Raw genomic sequence first — 17502 nt, 5'->3', positions numbered from 1 at the left:
CATGACGAACTATGTGGCGCTGCTTCGCGGAATCAACGTGGGCGGCTCGAATGTGATCAGCATGGCGGCGCTGAAAGAGTGCTTTGCCGATGCTGGCTTCGGTGACGTGCGCACCTACATCCAGAGCGGCAACGTCGTGTTCGCTTCTGACGCGACGAGCGGTGCCGAGCTCGAGGTCACGATCGAGCGGATGCTGCGCGAGCGCTTGGGCACCGACATCCTCACCGTCGTGCGTTCCCGCGACGAGTTCGCGGCGACCGTCGCGGCCGCTCCGAGCGATCACGGTTCCGCGGAGCTTCTGAGCGATGTGCTCTTCCTCAAGCGGCCTTTCACAGCAGCGGAAGCGCTCACCCTTGTGCCCGAACTCAACGAACAGGTTGACTCGGTCTCAGCAGGCCCAGACGCGCTCTACTTTTCGCGCACGGTCGTCGATTCAGCGAAATCGCGCATAGACCGCCTGCGCGCGAATCGCCTGTCGAAACGTATGACGGTGCGCAATTGGCGCACGACCCTCAAGCTGCGCGACCTGCTTGACGGGGGCTAGCGGAAGATAATCGTGCGCGCCCCATCGAGCAGCACGCGGTCTTCGGCGAACCACTTCACGGCTTGCGTGAGGGTGCGGCTTTCTTCGTCTTGACCGATCGACCTGAGTTCGCTTGAGGTGCTCGCGTGATCCACGCGCACCACGTTTTGTTCGATGATCGGTCCCTCGTCGAGGTCGCTCGTCACGAAGTGGGCGGTGGCACCGATGAGCTTCACGCCGCGAGCGTGGGCCTGCTTGTAGGGGTTCGCACCCTTGAAGCCGGGCAGGAAGGAGTGGTGAATGTTGATGATCTTGCCGCTCAGCTGCGCGCACAGCTCGGGCGAGAGAATTTGCATGTAGCGGGCAAGCACGACGAGCTCGATGTCGTGTTCTTCGACGACCTCGAGGATGCGTTCTTCGAACGCCAACTTCTGGCCGGGGGTCGTGACCGTGTGCGACTCGAACGGCACTTCGTAGAACTCGGCGAGCGAGCCAAGATCGGGGTGGTTGCTCATGATCAACGGCAGCTCGATCGGCAACTGGCCAGCGCGTTGGCGGTAGAGAAGGTCGTTGACGCAGTGTCCGGCCTTGGATGCCAACACGAGCGTGCGCAGCGGTCGCCCCACAACGTCGAGTTGCCATTCCATCGCGTACCGCTCGGTCACGGGGGCGAGGGCCTGCTCGAAGACTTCGCGCGGAGCATCCGATTGCACTTGAAGGCGCATGAAGAAACGGCCGGTGTCGCCGCTGGAGAACTGCTGCGATTCGGTGATGTTGCCGCCGGCCTCAACAATGGCGCCACTGATGGCATGAACGATGCCGGGCTTGTCATCACAAGTGAGGGTTACGATCCAGTGCATAGAGGTGGTCACTGATTTAGCGTACCGGTGCTGGCGGTAGGCTTAGTCAAACATGAGCACGCCACACACTTCTTCGCCAGCCTCGTCTACTCAAGCATTTCCGTGGGCGGGTCTTTTCACTCTCTCGGCACTGATCTTCACCTCGGTTACCAGCGAATGGTTGCCCACCGGTTTGTTGCCCGAGATTGCCTCCGAGTTGGCGGTATCGGAGTCGCAGGTCGGGCTGCTCATCACGATCTTTGCGGCAACCGTGGTGATTTCCACGGCGCCGCTCGCTGCACTCACCCGTAACCAGCCGCGCAAGAAGCTCGTGATCATCGTGTTGCTCGTGTTCGTGGTCGGCAACCTGCTCGCCGCCGCCGCGCCCAACTACGCGGTGCTCGTGATCGCCCGCATCATTGGCGGGCTGTCGCATGGCCTGTTTTGGGCTGTCGTTGGTGCCTACTCGGCCCACCTTGTTCCGCCGCACCAGGTCGGTCGGGCCGTTGCGGTCACCAGCGCCGGAGCAACCACCGCTTTCGTGCTCGGCGTTCCTGTCGGCACAGCGCTCGGCCACGCTCTCGGCTGGCGCCTCGCGTTCGTCGTGATTGCCATCATCATTCTCGCGCTCACCATCATGGTCGTGCGCATCCTGCCACCCGTCAACCACCAGCAGCCGTTGGCCACCGGTGAGATTTCGATCCCGCTGCGCAAAGACCGTTCCGTTCCCGGCGTGATCTACATCTGCATTCTGGTTGCCCTCGCGATGCTCGGGCACAACCTTTTCTATACCTACATCGCGCCATACCTTATTGGCCCTGCCGGCATTGAGCCGGGCGCTGTCGCCGGTGTGCTGCTTGTCTACGGTGCCGCCGGAGCCCTCGGTCTCGCCCTCGCCGGACTGCTTATTGACCGCTTCCCGCGCAGCATCATCCCTGTCACCGTTGGTCTCGTTGCGGTCTGCGCCGCGCTGCTCGGAATGTTCCCCGACGAACCCGCCATCATGTTCACGGTTATAGCCGTCTGGGGAATGGCCTTCGGTGGCGTTCCTGCCATGATGCAAACGCGGCTGCTGCAACTCGCGTCACCGCGCATGCGCGACGTCGGCTCCGCCTACCTCACGACCTCATTCAACATCGGCATCGGTGGCGGAGCGCTCTTCGGCGCTATCCTGCTCGACCAGCAAGGCATCCTGTCGTTGCCCATGGTTGACGCTGCGATTCTCGGCGTTGCCGTGGTCTTCGCGATCGTCGGTGGCTGGATGCTTAGGCGTCGGGATGCTCGGGCCGCGGCAATTCGCGACCAGCAGCCCACACCGCCCGTACCTTAAAGTCGGCATCGAGTAGCACGGCGTCGGCGGCAAATCCGGGAGCCAGCGAACCCAAGTCGCCGGAGCGCCCGATGGCCCGGGCAGGAACAGCGGTAGCCGCGGCAACAGCCTGAGGCACGCTCAGCCCGACTTCGGTGACAGCTCGACGCACCGCGGCATCCATCGTCAGGGTAGAGCCGGCGATTGCGTCGCTGTCGCTCAAGCGGGCAACGCCGTCGGTCACCGTGACATCGAGCGAGCCGAGAAGGTAGTGGCCATCGCCAGCGCAGGTCGCGGCCATCGCGTCGGTAACCAGCGCGATGCGGCCCGGGGCTGAAGCAAACAACATTTTTACGACATCCGGATGCACGTGCACGCCGTCATTGATGACCTCGAGCGTGACGCCCGGAGAGTGAAAGGCTGCAGCCACCGGGCCGGGAGCGCGGTGGTGGATCTCACGCATGGCATTGAACGCGTGCGTCAGGATGCTCGCTCCAGCGTCAAACGCGGCGCGAGTTTCGGCGTACGTGGCGGCAGTGTGGCCAACCGCTACGCGTACATCGGCGGCGACGAATTGGGCGACAGCCTCAGCGCCGCCGGGGAGTTCTGGGGCCAACGTGATCTGGCGAAGCGTTCCATCGGCGGCGGCTAGCAGCTGCTCGATCTCGGTCGCCGTGGGAGAGCGTAGCGCGGCCGGATTGTGTGCGCCACGGAACCCCTGATCGATGAATGGGCCCTCAAGGTGGCTGCCCAACACGAGCGGGTCGCGCCGCGTGAGGTCGGCGACCTCAGCTAAACGCTCGACGAGATACTCGTGACAATCGCTAATCAGCGAAAGAACCGAGCGGGTGGTGCCATGGCTCCGGTGGGCGGCAAGCGCAGTGGCGATGGCCTCCGGCCCGTCATCGAAAGAGACACCGTTAGCGCCATGAGAGTGGATGTCGATGAAGCCGGGAGTAAGAAAATCGCCTTCGGCGTCGGTGACGATGGTGGCGGCATCCGCGTGCTCGCGCCAGGAATCACCGCTTCCGGTGGAGGCAACGCTCTCGCCGCTGAACTCGACCCAGGCGTTCTCGCTCTGCACACCGTCGCTCACGAGCGTTGCGGAGTGGATGATGCGGCGAGACATGGAGTCCATTCGGGGGAGTGAGAGCGCTCTAGGAGCTGGTGTTGCCGGCGATGATGTAGTCCAAAGTCTGACAGAAATAGAGGGCATTTCAAGGCTTCCTTAGACCACTTCGGGGTCAGACTTCTTTCCGGCCCTGCGGAAAGGAGACAAACTCTGACTGCTCGCCGTCAGCGTTCACCCGGTATCTTGGAAGTATCCACCCCGTCGCAAGGAGATCATCTGTGTCAACGTTCCTCTCGCCTCTCTCTGAGGTAGACCCTGAGATCGCTGCGGTGCTCGCTCAAGAGCTCGACCGTCAGCGCAACACTCTCGAGATGATCGCGAGTGAGAACTTCGTTCCGCGCGCTGTTCTTGAGGCGCAGGGTTCGGTTCTCACCAACAAATATGCCGAGGGTTACCCGGGGCGTCGCTACTACGGCGGCTGCGAATTTGTGGATATTGCCGAGAAGCTCGCCATCGATCGCGCCAAGAGCCTCTTCGGTTCCGCGTTCGCTAACGTTCAGCCCCACTCGGGTGCGTCGGCCAACGCCGCCGTTCTGTCGGCTATCGCTAAGCCCGGCGACCGCATCCTCGGTCTCTCGCTCGACCACGGCGGGCACCTCACTCACGGCATGCGCCTCAACTTCTCGGGCAAGCTCTACGAAGCTCACGCCTATGGTGTGAACGAAGAGACCGGCGTTCTTGATATGGCGGATGTTCGTGCCAAGGCCATTGAGGTTCAGCCGCAGGTCATCATCGCTGGGTGGTCGGCTTACTCGCGTCAGCTCGACTTTGCTGAGTTCCGTTCGATCGCCGATGAGGTTGGAGCAGTGCTCTGGGTTGACATGGCGCACTTCGCTGGACTCGTTGCCGCTGGTCTGCACCCGAACCCCGTTCCTTTTGCGGATGTCGTGTCCTCGACTGTTCACAAGACCATTGGTGGACCACGCTCGGGCTTCATCCTCACGAACAACGTTGATATCGCCAAGAAGATCAACTCCAACGTGTTCCCCGGCCAGCAGGGCGGACCACTCATGCACGTGATCGCCGCCAAGGCGACCGCATTCATGCTTGCGGCATCCGACGACTTCAAGGACCGCCAGGAGCGCACCCTTCGTGGCGCCAAGCTTCTTGCTGAGCGTCTCGTTCAAGACGACATGACTGAGCTCGGCATTGACGTGCTCACGGGAGGCACCGACGTGCACCTCGTGCTCGTCGACCTGCGCAAGTCAGAACTCAATGGTCAAGAAGCCGAAGACCTGCTGCACTCGGTTGACATCACCGTCAACCGCAACGCTGTTCCTGCCGACCCGCGCCCGCCGATGGTGACCTCGGGTCTCCGCATCGGAACGCCGGCATTGGCCACCCGCGGATTCGGTGACGCCGAATTCACGGAGGTTGCCGACATCATCGCCGAAACTCTCAAGCCCGGTGCCGACATCACCGCGCTGCAGCTTCGTGCCCGCGCGCTCGCCGATGCCTTCCCGCTCTATGAAGGACTCGAGAGCCCCGGTAGCTGGGCCTAAACAGCCATAGTCGGGGTCGAAAACGACCACCGTCAGAGAGCCCGCTTCTGTGTGAACACGGAGGCGGGCTCTTTAGCGTTTAATGGACAGGGCAGTTGTAGGTGGCCGATCAGCGCATGGGCCCGATTCGAACGGAAAACGATGACCGCAGTAAAGCTTGATGGTGTTGCCACAGCAACCGCAGTGAAGAATGAACTGCGCATTCGCGTTGACGCGCTCAAGGCTCGCGGCATCACTCCGGGCCTCGGCACCCTTCTCGTGGGCGACGACCCCGGAAGCCGTTCCTACGTCGCAGGCAAGCACCGCGACTGTGCCGAAGTGGGCATCGAGTCGATCCGCGTCGATCTGCCGGCCACGGCATCCGCGGACGAAGTGCGGGATGCCATTGTGGCGTTGAACGAAAACCCTGCCGTCACCGGTTACATCATTCAGCTGCCGCTGCCGGCCGGTCTCGACGAGAACGCGATGCTCGAACTCATGGACCCCGCCAAAGATGCGGATGGGCTGCACCCCACCAACCTCGGTCGTCTCGTGCTTGGCGTGGGCACGAAGCTCGATTCGCCGCTGCCCTGCACCCCGGCCGGAATCGTCGAAATGCTCGAACGCTACGACGTTCCCATCGCGGGCAAGCATGTTGTCGTTGTCGGTCGCGGCCTCACTGTCGGCCGCCCCATTGGCCTGCTCCTCACCCGCAAGGGACTGGATGCCACGGTCACCCTCACCCATTCCCGCACGACTCAGCTAGAGACCCACGTTCGCCAGGCGGACATCGTGGTTGCTGCTGTCGGCTCTGCTGGCCTTATTCGCCCCGAGTGGATCAAGCCCGGAGCAGCCGTGCTCGACGTAGGAATCACCCGCGTGATCGACGAAGAAACCGGCAAGGGCCGTCTCGTTGGAGACGTTGACCCTGGCGTTGCGGAAGTCGCCGGCTACCTCTCGCCCATGCCGGGTGGCGTTGGCCCGATGACCCGCGCGATGCTCGTGAAGAACGTCGTCGACGCAGCCGAACGGCTCTAACGGTGGCAGCGAAAGGCTCGGCACCCCACCAGGGCGGCGCCGTTAAGCGCACCCCGCGCAAGCGTCGCTTTCCGTGGGCTCAGGTCTGGGTCTGGACCGGCACGATTGTGGCGCTCGGCTTCGCCGTCGCGCTCGTGCTCAAGATCGTGAGCGAATAGGGCCTAGCGAACAGCCGCTGGCACAGAGCGCTTAGCGAAGAGTAGCTACGCGGTTCCCGCTAGCGGTCGCGCAGCGCTCCGAGTGAGGGCAGCACCTCGGTGACGGTCGGCTGGCCCAGGGCATGCTCGGCGAAGGCACCATCGAGAGCAACGCGCACCCGCGATGCGGTGTCGGTGTCGACGAGGGCAACGGCGACTCCGCTAAACGGGCGGCCGAGCATCCGCGCGCCCAATGCTCCGGATGCCAGAGCGGTTTCTACGGCGAGGTCAATTTCGGTGGTGGAGATTCCGTAGTCGTCACGCAGGCTCGCCTGCGACGCGTCGAGTAGCGAGCCCAAGAGCCGCGGCGTTTCGTCGCGGATGGCGAGAGCCGCGTCGCGCACCCGCTGGTTTTCGGTAATGGTGTGGAGCGTGCGACGCACTTCGTCCTCCGCGATTGCGGTGTCGAGTTCGTCGGCGGTCGGCGCATCGGTATCGATAACGAGTAGTTCGAGTCCCGCGGTTTTCCAGTCGAGAGGGAGTGGCTCGGGGCGGGTTTCACCTTCGAGCCGCACGAGGGCGTGGTCGTCGAGCGCAAAGACGCTCGCAGCAACGTCGGGGTGCTCGGGCAGGTGGGCGATGTGTTCGCCCAGGCTCCACAGATCGGTGAGCGCAAGCGCAAGCGCGGCCTCCAGCGCCGACGACGACCCCATGCCAGCGCCGACGGGAATGGTCGTGTCGATGAACACGTCGACACCACTCAGGGTGCTCGAATCAGCGGATGACGCCATCACCTCCTGCACGATGGCGAGCGCACTGCGGCTCCAGCCTTCAACCGCGGTCGTGGCTAGCTCGTCGAGTTCCACCGTGACCATTTCGTCAACGAGGGCACTCGCGATGCGCACGGTGCGGTCAGGGCTGGGGCCGGCGGCGAGCACGGTGCGGCGGTTGATCGCGACGGCGAGTTCGGCATCCGTCTCGGGGCTATCGGGAGTGCCGAGCAGGGTGAGGCGGCCGGGGGCCGACCAGACGCCGGCGGCGGGGTGACCGAACACGGCCTCGAAGTCATAAAGAACGTCATCGCGAATATCTGACATGGCTGCTTCCTTCTTTGTTGCGTCTGCGCCGATAAGCTGTTGCGGTGAGCACGCCTACCGGAACCCAGTACATCATTTCTCGCGACACTGAGCAGGGCGAGGCGCGAGCGACGATCACGGAACTTGCTGCGTCACTGCGGGAGTTCAGCATTGGCGGTGTTGATCTCGTGGAATCCTACGCCGAGACTGCGATGCCACCCTTTGCCGACGGCATCGTGTTGGTGCCGTGGCCGAACCGAATCGAAGACGGCACGTGGATGCTCGAAGGCGAACCACAACACCTCGACATCACCGAACGCGATCGCAACAACGCGATCCACGGTTTGCTTCGCAACACGGGCTACTCCCTCATCGAGCGCACGGAAAGCTCGGTCACGCTCGAGGCGACAGTTTTCCCGCAGCATGGCTACCCGTTTCACCTGCACACCACGGTGCGCTACGAACTCGTCGAGGGCGGTCTGCGCGTCAGCCACACCGCCACTAACCTCTCGGATGCCGCCGCCGCGTACGCGCTCGGTACGCACCCCTTCTTCAAGATCGGTGACACTCCCATCGCGGAGCTGACTCTCACGATGACCGCCGCCACTCGCTTCGAATCGAATGAGCGCAACATCCCGACCAATGAGGTCGCAGTGTCCGGCACCGGGTTCGATCTCAGCGGTGGTCGCCTCGTCGGAGAGCTCGATCTCGACACAGCGTTCGGCGGTATTGAGGTTGTCGACGGTGTTGCTGCACGCCTCACCGCGCCAGACGGTCGCGAAATTCGCGTCACCGTTGATGACAAGTTCGACTTCGTACAGCTGTTCACGCCCCGCAACTTCCCGACCCTCACCGGTGTCGGCCAAGTTGTCGCCATCGAGCCCATGACGGCCGCGCCCAACGCGTTTAACACTGGCCGCGGCCTGCTGTGGCTGGAGCCCGGCGTTGAGTTCGCGGCGAGCTGGGGTGTCGAGTTCTCGGCATGACCGTGACAGAACCGAGCTCCACCCCGAGCGCCCGCGAAGTGCGACGGTGGCGACGCTATCTTGCTGCCGAACGAGCCGAAGCTGCCGTCTATCGGGATCTGGCATCCCGTCGCACTGGCGAAGAGCGCGAGATTCTCCTTGCGCTCGCCGCTGCCGAAAAACGCCACGAGAACCACTGGTTGATCCTGCTGGGGGAGCACGCCGGCCGGCCACGCCCGACTGACCCCCGCACCCGGATGCTCGGGTTCCTTGCCCGACGCTTTGGTTCCGTCTTCGTGCTCGCCCTTGCTCAGCGCGCTGAGTCACGTTCGCCGTATTTGGATGACGCCGACGCGACCGACACGATGGCCGCCGACGAAGCCGTTCACGAGGAAGTGGTTCGCGCTCTCGCTACCCGTGGGCGCCAACGCCTCTCGGGAACGTTCCGCGCCGCCGTGTTCGGAGCAAACGATGGGCTCGTCTCCAACCTCGCCCTCGTACTCGGTATGAGTGCTGCCGGCCTTCCGAACGCTGTCGTGCTGCTCTCTGGCGTCGCCGGGCTTCTCGCCGGAGCGCTTTCGATGGCTGCCGGTGAATACGTGTCAGTGCGTTCCCAACTCGAGCTCGAGCAAGCGGCAGCGCACGGACCGGTCGCCACCGACTCCGTCACCCATCTCGACGTCGACGAAAACGAACTCGCCCTCGTCTACCGGGCACGCGGCATGTCCGCCCAAGAGGCCGAGCTGCACGCCGCCGAAGTGCTCGCTGGTCGCCAGACGGATGCCGTGGCAGCGACCGCAGAGCACAATCCGATTGGTTCCGCGTTGGGGGCTGCGGCATCCAGTTTCTGCTTCTTTGCGTCAGGCGCTGTTATTCCGGTGCTGCCTTATCTCTTTGGCGCAGCAGGTCTCACTGCGGTGGTGATCGCCTCGGTGCTGGTGGGAATCGCCCTTCTCATTACCGGCTCGATCGTCGGGTTGCTCTCCGGCGCCTCACCGCTCAAGCGTGCCCTGCGCCAACTCGCGATTGGCTACGGAGCTGCTGCGGCAACGTACCTCCTCGGGCTCCTCTTCGGCGTAAACTTGAGCTAATATTCGAGTATCCCTCTGCTCTTGTGTGGCGTTGGAGTGCCGTGGATGACGTTGTTGCGTGACCTCTTGTGTGTGGGGCGGCGACGCTACCGCGGCAGGCGCGAACCGGTGACGAGTGCTCGGATGATGTGAAAGGTGAAAGTGCCACGATGGCCGATGATCTGCAGATAGACACCGTCGCGGTGTCCGATGTTGCCGTGCTGCTTGGCCATGTCGCCGACGCGGTGCCCGACAACCTCTCCATTGACGCGAGTGACTCCTGTAGCGCCGCGATCGTTGCTGCGATTGAAGACGTCAACATGTGGGCCCGCGTGGCTGCGCAAGGGTTTGAGGGCAGGATTCGTGCTGCCGCGGTGAGCGCCAGCATGGCGGCTGCCGCTTTCGAGCAGGCGGATGCTGACCTTGCGTCGGCGGCTAAGGGATAGCCGTGCCGCAGTGGGAATGGTCAAATCCGGCGCAGGGCAGCGCTAGCGGGTTAGCCGCTGGCGTATCCGCCCTTCGTCTTTCCGAAGCAAAATTCGCAGAAATTCGTCAGGCAACGATGGGATTCGTCTCTTCGATTAGTGAGTCAGTTTGGAGCGGCGATTCAGGCGAAGCGTGGCGAAGTACCGCTCGTATCTCCGCCAATTCTTCGCTGGAGGTCGAGCGGGTCACGGGCGACATCGCGGCCGCCATGAGCACTTATGTCGATGACTTTGAACGCATTAAAGCGCAGACCCGAGATGCACAAGAAGTGCTTGTTCACGCCCAGAACGTGGTGTGGTCGCTGCCGGAAGAATCCTTCCTGAACATCCCCGGCCGAGTTGAAGAGGCGTGGGAGCGAGTGCGCGCGGTTGAAGCCAGCGCCGAAGCGGCCTACAACATCATGGTCCTTGCTCGGCAACGACAAGACGCTGAAGATGCCCTGATTTCTGCACTAGCGAGTGCGATCCCGACGTCGTGGCCGCTGATCCGCGCGCAATTTACGCGAGTGGGAATTGCTGGGGTTGATGATCTTGAACCAGACGAGATCGCTGAGGCCATGCGAGGCCTGGCCGAAGAGTATCTCTCGTCAGGTTCGTCGGACGATCAACGTGAGGCTTTTGCTGAGCTGATGGCAGCGTACGGCTCTAATGAGCAGGTCATGTCATCGTTCTTTCAGAAGCTCGGCGGCGCTCAAACGGTAAATCTCATCGATCGACTCGGTCAAGATTTTTGGATGGAGACGAAGGCGAACCCCGAAACACCACCGCAAAGTCTGCCGTCGATTCTGTTAGCGCAGGCACTCCGTAACGGTTTATCGCTGGGTTCCGAATCGTGGTCAGCGGATGCCGCCGCTGACTTCGCGAGCACTATTCTGCAAGAGAATGTCGCGAGTGTAGATGGCGGTCCAGCCTGGACGAATGTCAATGGCGCCATCGCCTTCTTATTCTCTGATTCGGCAGAGGCGCCGATGGGCTCTCAGCTTTCGCTCGCGGTGGCGCACGAAATTGATGTCATGGAACGCGAAAATGGGTTCTTCCTCAGCGACTCAGAATCGCCCCTTCAGGCAGGGGTTTTGCAGATGATGATCGCTGAGGACTTGCGCTCTGAAGGTTTCAACGATCTAAGCGCGGATGAAGCTCTCTCCACCTCCATGCTTGACGGCGCGGATCGCGTCTTCGAAACTCTGGGACTGTATCCGGAGCAAGCGTTCGACTTTCTTGCTGACCCCGGTCAGGGCGACGCTCGAATTGGGTACTGGTTTGGCGAGCGAGATTGGGCATCCCCGACAGGCTTCGACGGGGTCGCCGCATTGTGGTTTGGGGCGGCACAGGTAGAAGGCGGACCGAATGCGAACTTCGACTACAACGGCGCAGAGGGCGGCATAGGGCAACAGGAAGCTTCGATGACCGCCCAGATCATCAGAGAGTTAGCGGCTAACCCTGTCTTTGGGGTTGAGAAACTCACAGACGAAGCAGCAGTAGATCTCGCGGGGGCCCTTTCTCTGCACCTCGACGCGATCGCCGCGCTGCAAGCGGAGGGATCGGCCGTAGCGGCCGTTGATCAACGGTTTCACAGTACGTGGGAAGTCTTCAACGGTGAGCATCGCTACGGACCTAACACCGGTCTGAGCGAGTTGGCCGAAGTGTTGGGGCAAGTGGCGGGTAATCCCAGCGGCGCTGTCGTGCTGCGTAGTGCTGCGCTGCAACTGTCAGAAGGCTATTTCGACGGGTTGGGCCCAAACAGCTCGATGGAAGACATTCAGAGCGCAATGGTTCGATCGAACGTCGTGAGCGGTTTGATCGACGGCGGCGGAGCGGGGGCGCTCATGGGAGCGGCTGAGCGCAGCGACCTAGAGCTTCAGGCCGAGATTTCCAGCGCAGGGGATGCCGCCGGTCTGGTGCTCGGCCTTCTCCCGATCCCCGGCGGTAGTTTGGTCGAAGCCGGAGCTGGTGCGATCACCGACGCGATCGTGGGAGAAGCCCTTGATCGCGTGTTTTCAGATCACCTCACAGCGGCAGCGTTAGATAGAGACGCCGATCTGCTCCGCGGCGAAGCGCTGAGCCACGCCGAATTCGTGAACGCAGTCGCACTCCACGACATTCTCGGCACGGACAGGTTGGGTGGCTATCCGCGTTTCAGCGGCCTACCAGGAGAAGAGCAAGGCTGGCTCGCCGGGTTTTACGAATCGGGCGGTGTGGCAGAGGAGTTCAGAACTGACGGCTGGCTTGTTCGATACGAGCACGCGTATGCGGCAGCTCAGGGCGATGCAAACGAAGGAATTTACTAGTGAAGATCTGTGCCCCCGTAGTCGTCGTGTTGGCGCTTGCCGCAACGCTTTCCAGTTGTGTTGCCGAGCCGGAGGTGGAGCGAGTATGGCCGACGGTGTATGAGACTCCGGACGTTGTGTACTCGGTCGAGCCGGTGTCGGATTTGGACGACAACGAATGGGTGCAAGCTGCTGAAGCCTCAGTCTTTGGTTTGAGCATGGCGGTGAATCTGGGCGATTTCAGCATTGAACAGTTCACCTCGACTCGCGATCGGGCGAGCGCTGAAGAGCAGTACCGAAGTTGGCGAAGCAGCTATACGAGTACGGAGGATGGTCAAGCTCCGCCGCAGTTCATGGGCCCTCCGGTGCTGTTGCCGCTGTCAGTTGAGATGACGGGCGAGAACACTGCAACCGTGCGATTCTGTGACGCTACGACAGAAAACGAGATCTATCCCCCGGAGGTCCTTGCGGATGGGCGGGAGCTCACAGTTCTTGTGAAACGAGAAGGTTTGGAGATCATAGAGGTAGGAGGCTCCTCGTCTACGATCCGGTGCGATGCGACCGGGGCAGGTGTAGGAGTTTACGATCCGCAGTTCGCGCCGTTGGAGCCGATGGAGGCCGCTGACGCCTCGCCGCCTTATGAGGATCTCTGGCAGACCCCCAGCCCTCAGAAGTAATGCCGTTGCAGAGCGTTGGGCCAACTGATGCAAACGAAGGAATTTACTAGTGAAGATCTGTGCCCCCGGAGTCGTGGTGTTGGCGCTTGCCGCAACGCTCTCCAGTTGCGTCGCGGAGCCGGAGGTGGAGCGAGTATGGCCGACGGTGTATGAGACTCCGGACATCGTGAACTCGGTCGAGCCGATCTCGGATCTGGACGACAACGAATGGGTGCAAGCTGCTGAAATCTCTCCATTAAGTTTTAGCGTGGCGATGAACCTGGGAGATTTCAGCATCGAGCAGTTCACCTCGACTCGTGATCGCGAGAGGGCTGCGGAACAGTTCCAGACTTGGCGAAGCAGGTTTACAAGTACGGATGATGGTCAAGCTCCGCCGCAGTTCAAAGGCCCGCGGGTTCTGTTGCCACTTTCTGTCGAGATGACGGGCGAGAACACTGCGACCGTGCGATTTTGTGACGCATCGACTGAAGACGAAATCTATACCCCCGAGGTCCTTGCGGATGGGCGAGAAGTTGCCGTCCTTGTGAAGCGGGAAGGCTCGGAGATCATCGAGGTCGGAGGCTACCCATCGACTCGAAAGTGCGATGCGACCGGGGCGGGTGTGGGGGTTTACGATCCGCAGTTCGAGCCGTTAGAGCTAATGGACGCTGCTGATGCGCCGCCTCCTTATGAGGATCTCTGGTACACGCCGTAGCGGGTCACATCGACTGTCGCTAGGCTCACGTCCGAGCGTCGAACGCTAAGCCACGTCAGCGATGGCCATCTCCCATAAACGGCAACCGAGGGCTACTATTCGGGGTAAGCGTCGGCTAAACCCCGGAGGTAGTCATGGCTTCAGCACTCATCGTTGTCGATGTCCAGCAAGGCTTTGATGATGCTGCCTACTGGGGGCCGCGCAATAACCCCGACTGTGAATCCAATATCGGGGTGCTGATCGGGCACTGGCGCCGCGAAGGCTGGCCGATTGTGTATGTGCGGCACGATTCCCACGACGACACGTCGCCACTGCATCCGAGTTCGCCAGGCAATGCCTTCAAGGAACTACTCTCAGGCACCCCCGATCTTCTCGTCGCCAAGAGCGTGAACTCAAGTTTTCATGGCAGCCCCAATCTCGATGAATGGCTGAAAGCATCCGACATCGATTCGATTGTGGTGTGCGGAATCACCACCAACCACTGTTGCGAGACGACCGCGCGGGTGGGCGGCAACCTCGGCTATGACGTCACCTTTGTGGTGGATGCCACCCACACGTTCGACCGCGAGGGCCCGTTTGGTGAAGAAATAACCGCCGCCGAGCTCTCGCGTATCACGGGAGTGAACCTGCATGACGAGTTCGCTCAGGTGGTGCTGACCCGTGACCTCGTGGGCGGAAATGCAGGATTCAGCGGCGTCGTGCTCTAGAGCAGCGCGCTATTGCGACCAATCGCAAACCAGATCAGTGGTCCGAGGAATGGTGCGACCAGAATCACGATGAGCCACAGGAGTTTGGTGTTCGTGGGCATAGTGGAGCGGTAAATCTGCAGTAGCGCTACGGCGATTAGGGCCACGTAGGCGACGATCGCGAGAATGCCGATCACGTTCCACAAGACAACTTCAGACATGAAAGCCTCCCGATAGGCTGTTCGACCGCGTGGAAGCGGATACGTCAACTGTAGCGAGCATCGCTCATTAATCAAGCGAGGGATGCACGTAGGGTCAGCAGCAGATAGTTCGGCGTTGCCGGGCGCAATCCGACCGATTCTCAGCGGGTCAGGCTACTCTCAGAGAAGCTAAAGGCACGCCGATTTTCGGTCGCTTGGCAGCTCACTCACGCTATAACGACGGGGCCCCCATGATTGACCATGTTTCTTCTCCTGCGGTAATGAACCGCGACGATGTTGTTCTGCACGATGGACTCCTCGCGCTCAGCAATGACACTCTGACGCCGCGCGAAGCGGTGCGAGATGACCTGCTGTTTATTCGCGGCATTCTTGATGACGCTGAGATCCCGTTTCTGCTCGTGCGCGGCGACGGCGAGACCCCGGTTGTTGCGGTCGATTGGAAGGATCGCAAGGCGCTGAAGAACGCGTTGGTCACGGCCTGCCAGAACGAGCCCTTTTATGTGAAGCCGGCGCGCATCAAGGAGAACGGCAAGCCCGTTGCTTCGGATGAGCGCGATAGCCCCGTGCTGGTGGCCGATGGTGTGCTAGTTTCCTCGATCAAGGCGAAAGCGATGATGCTGTTTCGGCCTCGAGTCGAGCCTGCGGGCCGTCTGCGTTTCGATGCGCCATTCGGGGTGCGCCTTGAGCTGTGGGAACACGTGCGCAATGAAGTTGTTGCGCCGAACCCGAACGCCCTCATGCGCCGCTGGGTGCCCCGCAGTGAAGCCATCGACGACACCGTTGAGTTCTATGGGCAGTCGTGGCCGACGCTCAAGGGCATGTTCGAGCCACTGGCCAGCGACATCCAGTTCGACATCGACATTGTCTTCTCGTGGGTTGATGGTGCCGCGGTCGAGTGGCAAAAGGCGCGCGCCGCCCGCATGGCGAACTTCATCGTGGGCGAGGGCGACGACTCTGAGGCGCGCTACCGGCAGTTGGATGAGCTCAAGTACGCGCTTCGTTCAGTGCACTTGTTCGCGCCGTGGATTCGCAACATTTATATTGCTACTGATTCTCCGCGACCGGCTTGGTTGGCCGAACATCCGCGGGTCACGTTGATGCGCAGCGAAGACTTCTTCGCGAACCACGACGACCTGCCAACGCACAACTCGCATGCGGTCGAGAGCCAGCTGCACAACATCCCGGGCCTCAGCGAACATTTCTTGTATTCCAACGACGACATGTTCTTTGGTCGCTCGGTAAGCCCCTCGGCGTTCTTCACCCCTGGCGGCATCTCGAAGTTCATCGAGGCCCGCACCCGCATCGGTTTGGGGGAGAGCAGCATTGAGCGCTCTGGATTCGAGAATGCGGCGCGCGTGAACCGTCGACTACTGCAAGAGAAGTTTGGCGCCACTATTACGCGTCATCTCGAGCACGCGGCGACTCCGCTGCGCGTTTCGGTGATGAAAGAGCTCGAACAGACTTTTCCGGAAGACTTCAAGCGCACGAGTGCGAGCGCCTTCCGTCAGGCCACCGACGTGTCTGTCACGAACTCGCTGTACCACTACTTTGCGCTGCTGAGCGGCAAGGCAATGATTCAGTCGGATGCCAAGGTCAAGTACGTCGACACGACGTCGCTTGAGGGCCTGCGCAAGATGCGCTCGCTGCTGCGCAAGCGCACGAGCGACTTCTTCTGCCTCAATGACGGAAGCTTCCCAGAGATCTCGGTCGAGGACCGTGCGGCCGCAGTCGGCTCGTTCCTTGACGAGTACTACCCGGTGGCAGCGCCGTGGGAGTTGCCCGAGCCCGAGTAGCGGCTAGCCGCTGGCGGCCAGCGGTTGACGCGTGGTGCCCTACGCAGCGACGGTGATTGCTGAGATTGTGTTTGTGGCGACGTCACTCTGAGTGTCATCGTCGTCGGTGCCGGGCGCGGCGTCAGCGGTGCTGTCAGTGGTGACGCTCGCCGCGACGTGCGGGTTCACTGCGGGGGCGATGGTGATGCCCTCCTTGACCAGAATCGCAGCAGTCTCTTCTGGTGTCACATAGGCGAGACTTCCGTAGTCGCCAAGCGGTACTACCGAGTGCAAGACGGTGTCGTCATACACGTGCACCAGGTTGAACGACTGGGCGCCATCGCGGCCACGACTGCCGCCTACGGCCACGTTGAGGTCTTGCGTGTAGCAGGTGGCCGAGGCAACAGACACGGGGATTCCGGCGAAGGTTGCCGCCGTGGAGTAGTGCAGGTGGCCTGCGATGATGCTGCGGATGTCGCTGCCACGAATGACAGCCGCGAGTTCTTTCTGGCCACGTAATTCGACGGTCACCGCAAGGTCAAGCACGGCGGGAACAGGCGGGTGGTGCATGGCGAGAATCGTGCCGTGGGGCGCCGGGGTGGCAAGCACATTCTGCAACCACAGCAGCTGGGCATCCGTCACATGGCCATAGTGGTGGTCGAGAACGGTGGAATCAAGCGAGATGATGCGAAGCCCATTGATGTCGATAACTCGGTCGATGGGGTCTTCGGAGGCAGTCTCGTCGAGCAGGTGCGCATTGAACGCAGAGCGGTTGTCGTGGTTGCCCATGACCCACACCACACGAGCGCCGAGGCGTTCTGCTGCAGGTTCGACGATTTCGCGAATAGCGCGGTACGCCACCGGGTCGCCCTTGTCGGCGATGTCGCCGGTGAAGACAATTGCTTCCGGACGGGAGTTGGATGCCTCGAGTTCGGCAAACAATTGCCGTAGCTTGACCTCGCTGTCGAGGGAGTCGTAGAGCTTCCCCCCGTTTGCCAAGAAGTGAGTGTCACTCAGATGCAAAACGAAATGGTCGGGCCGTGGATACTGCGACGCGTAGCCGGTCATAGAGGTAGTCCAACACTTCAACATGGATGCGAGGTGAACATACTGCGGCAAGTTGCAGCGCG

At 61.7% G+C, this 17502-nt stretch carries 18 protein-coding genes; 13 read left to right on the top strand and 5 right to left on the bottom strand.

Going from position 1 to position 17502, the window contains the following annotated elements:
• Nucleotide 1 precedes the first annotated feature (1 nt).
• Nucleotides 2-544, top strand: coding sequence for a DUF1697 domain-containing protein (locus tag I6E52_RS05570; RefSeq protein WP_197155420.1), 543 nt, complete (start codon nt 2-4; stop codon nt 542-544).
• On the opposite strand, the gene purU is transcribed toward I6E52_RS05570, so the two are convergent.
• The gene (gene purU / locus I6E52_RS05565) at nt 541-1383 is read right to left on the bottom strand and encodes a formyltetrahydrofolate deformylase (RefSeq protein ID WP_197156956.1); all 843 of its coding nucleotides are present in this window, start codon (nt 1381-1383) and stop codon (nt 541-543) included. The two genes, I6E52_RS05570 and purU, sit on opposite strands and share 4 nt — an antisense overlap.
• 52 nt (nt 1384-1435) lie before the next feature.
• Between purU and I6E52_RS05560 the strand changes: the two genes are divergently transcribed.
• Nucleotides 1436-2692 carry an MFS transporter gene (locus I6E52_RS05560; protein ID WP_197155419.1) on the top strand — a complete coding sequence of 419 codons (1257 nt, stop codon included), beginning with the start codon at nt 1436-1438 and terminating at the stop codon, nt 2690-2692.
• On the opposite strand, the gene nagA is transcribed toward I6E52_RS05560, so the two are convergent.
• Nucleotides 2628-3800, bottom strand: coding sequence for an N-acetylglucosamine-6-phosphate deacetylase (gene nagA, locus I6E52_RS05555; RefSeq protein WP_374059099.1), 1173 nt, complete (start codon nt 3798-3800; stop codon nt 2628-2630). The genes I6E52_RS05560 and nagA overlap by 65 nt on opposite strands.
• Before the next feature lie 221 nt (nt 3801-4021).
• Here nagA and glyA point away from each other — a divergent pair, with 221 nt between their 5' ends.
• The 3 genes from glyA (at nt 4022) to I6E52_RS05540 (ending at nt 6480) form a co-directional block, all read left to right on the top strand.
• Nucleotides 4022-5305 carry a serine hydroxymethyltransferase gene (gene glyA / locus I6E52_RS05550; RefSeq protein ID WP_197123282.1) on the top strand — a complete coding sequence of 428 codons (1284 nt, stop codon included), beginning with the start codon at nt 4022-4024 and terminating at the stop codon, nt 5303-5305.
• A 141-nt stretch (nt 5306-5446) separates the two neighbouring features.
• Nucleotides 5447-6322: a bifunctional methylenetetrahydrofolate dehydrogenase/methenyltetrahydrofolate cyclohydrolase gene (locus I6E52_RS05545; RefSeq protein WP_197155417.1), complete on the top strand. Its 876-nt coding sequence runs from the start codon at nt 5447-5449 to the stop codon at nt 6320-6322.
• A gap of 2 nt (nt 6323-6324) precedes the next feature.
• The gene (locus I6E52_RS05540) at nt 6325-6480 is read left to right on the top strand and encodes a hypothetical protein (protein ID WP_197155416.1); all 156 of its coding nucleotides are present in this window, start codon (nt 6325-6327) and stop codon (nt 6478-6480) included.
• A gap of 59 nt (nt 6481-6539) precedes the next feature.
• Here I6E52_RS05540 and I6E52_RS05535 read toward each other — a convergent pair whose 3' ends face one another.
• Complete coding sequence (locus I6E52_RS05535; RefSeq protein WP_197155414.1) at nt 6540-7556, bottom strand: galactokinase family protein; 1017 nt, start codon at nt 7554-7556, stop codon at nt 6540-6542.
• Between the two features lie 44 nt (nt 7557-7600).
• Between I6E52_RS05535 and I6E52_RS05530 the strand changes: the two genes are divergently transcribed.
• From I6E52_RS05530 to I6E52_RS05500, 7 genes are all read left to right on the top strand, one after another.
• Nucleotides 7601-8521, top strand: a complete 921-nt coding sequence (locus I6E52_RS05530) for an aldose 1-epimerase family protein (protein WP_197155412.1) — start codon at nt 7601-7603, stop codon at nt 8519-8521.
• Nucleotides 8518-9591 carry a VIT1/CCC1 family protein gene (locus I6E52_RS05525; protein WP_197155410.1) on the top strand — a complete coding sequence of 358 codons (1074 nt, stop codon included), beginning with the start codon at nt 8518-8520 and terminating at the stop codon, nt 9589-9591. Before I6E52_RS05530 ends, I6E52_RS05525 begins: the two co-directional genes overlap by 4 nt.
• A gap of 149 nt (nt 9592-9740) precedes the next feature.
• Nucleotides 9741-10016 (top strand): hypothetical protein, encoded by a 276-nt coding sequence (locus I6E52_RS05520; protein ID WP_197155409.1) that lies wholly within the window; start codon nt 9741-9743, stop codon nt 10014-10016.
• Nucleotides 10017-10018: 2 nt separating this feature from the next.
• Nucleotides 10019-12343, top strand: coding sequence for a hypothetical protein (locus I6E52_RS05515; RefSeq protein WP_197155408.1), 2325 nt, complete (start codon nt 10019-10021; stop codon nt 12341-12343).
• A complete protein-coding gene (locus I6E52_RS05510; protein ID WP_197155407.1) occupies nt 12343-12999 on the top strand; it encodes a hypothetical protein in 657 nt (218 codons plus the stop codon). Before I6E52_RS05515 ends, I6E52_RS05510 begins: the two co-directional genes overlap by 1 nt.
• Nucleotides 13000-13165: 166 nt before the next feature.
• Nucleotides 13166-13693, top strand: a complete 528-nt coding sequence (locus I6E52_RS05505; RefSeq protein WP_197155406.1) for a hypothetical protein — start codon at nt 13166-13168, stop codon at nt 13691-13693.
• 134 nt (nt 13694-13827) lie between these two features.
• Nucleotides 13828-14400: a cysteine hydrolase family protein gene (locus I6E52_RS05500; protein ID WP_197155405.1), complete on the top strand. Its 573-nt coding sequence runs from the start codon at nt 13828-13830 to the stop codon at nt 14398-14400.
• Here I6E52_RS05500 and I6E52_RS05495 read toward each other — a convergent pair.
• Nucleotides 14397-14600 carry a PLDc N-terminal domain-containing protein gene (locus tag I6E52_RS05495; RefSeq protein ID WP_197136557.1) on the bottom strand — a complete coding sequence of 68 codons (204 nt, stop codon included), beginning with the start codon at nt 14598-14600 and terminating at the stop codon, nt 14397-14399. The two genes, I6E52_RS05500 and I6E52_RS05495, sit on opposite strands and share 4 nt — an antisense overlap.
• A 230-nt stretch (nt 14601-14830) precedes the next feature.
• On the opposite strand from I6E52_RS05495, the gene I6E52_RS05490 reads away from it, so the two are divergent.
• Nucleotides 14831-16393 carry a stealth family protein gene (locus I6E52_RS05490; RefSeq protein ID WP_197155404.1) on the top strand — a complete coding sequence of 521 codons (1563 nt, stop codon included), beginning with the start codon at nt 14831-14833 and terminating at the stop codon, nt 16391-16393.
• Nucleotides 16394-16432: 39 nt separating this feature from the next.
• Here the strand turns inward: I6E52_RS05490 and I6E52_RS05485 are convergent, their stop codons facing one another.
• The gene (locus tag I6E52_RS05485) at nt 16433-17440 is read right to left on the bottom strand and encodes a phosphodiesterase (RefSeq protein ID WP_197155403.1); all 1008 of its coding nucleotides are present in this window, start codon (nt 17438-17440) and stop codon (nt 16433-16435) included.
• Nucleotides 17441-17502: the final 62 nt, after the last annotated feature.

Origin of the sequence: Salinibacterium sp. NG253 (assembly GCF_015864945.1) — a bacterium.
Classification (GTDB): domain Bacteria; phylum Actinomycetota; class Actinomycetes; order Actinomycetales; family Microbacteriaceae; genus Rhodoglobus.
This window is presented reverse-complemented; position numbering and strand designations above follow the sequence as displayed.

What these genes read in the sequence shown, in the direction of transcription:
- I6E52_RS05570 (WP_197155420.1), top strand. Translation starts at nt 2, where the DNA reads ATGACGAACTATGTGGCGCTGCTTCGCGGAATCAACGTGGGCGGCTCG.
- purU (WP_197156956.1), bottom strand. Translation starts at nt 1,383, where the DNA reads ATGCACTGGATCGTAACCCTCACTTGTGATGACAAGCCCGGCATCGTT.
- I6E52_RS05560 (WP_197155419.1), top strand. Translation starts at nt 1,436, where the DNA reads ATGAGCACGCCACACACTTCTTCGCCAGCCTCGTCTACTCAAGCATTT.
- nagA (WP_374059099.1), bottom strand. Translation starts at nt 3,800, where the DNA reads ATGTCTCGCCGCATCATCCACTCCGCAACGCTCGTGAGCGACGGTGTG.
- I6E52_RS05545 (WP_197155417.1), top strand. Translation starts at nt 5,447, where the DNA reads ATGACCGCAGTAAAGCTTGATGGTGTTGCCACAGCAACCGCAGTGAAG.
- I6E52_RS05535 (WP_197155414.1), bottom strand. Translation starts at nt 7,556, where the DNA reads ATGTCAGATATTCGCGATGACGTTCTTTATGACTTCGAGGCCGTGTTC.
- I6E52_RS05525 (WP_197155410.1), top strand. Translation starts at nt 8,518, where the DNA reads ATGACCGTGACAGAACCGAGCTCCACCCCGAGCGCCCGCGAAGTGCGA.
- I6E52_RS05520 (WP_197155409.1), top strand. Translation starts at nt 9,741, where the DNA reads ATGGCCGATGATCTGCAGATAGACACCGTCGCGGTGTCCGATGTTGCC.
- I6E52_RS05500 (WP_197155405.1), top strand. Translation starts at nt 13,828, where the DNA reads ATGGCTTCAGCACTCATCGTTGTCGATGTCCAGCAAGGCTTTGATGAT.
- I6E52_RS05495 (WP_197136557.1), bottom strand. Translation starts at nt 14,600, where the DNA reads ATGTCTGAAGTTGTCTTGTGGAACGTGATCGGCATTCTCGCGATCGTC.
- I6E52_RS05490 (WP_197155404.1), top strand. Translation starts at nt 14,831, where the DNA reads ATGATTGACCATGTTTCTTCTCCTGCGGTAATGAACCGCGACGATGTT.
- I6E52_RS05485 (WP_197155403.1), bottom strand. Translation starts at nt 17,440, where the DNA reads ATGACCGGCTACGCGTCGCAGTATCCACGGCCCGACCATTTCGTTTTG.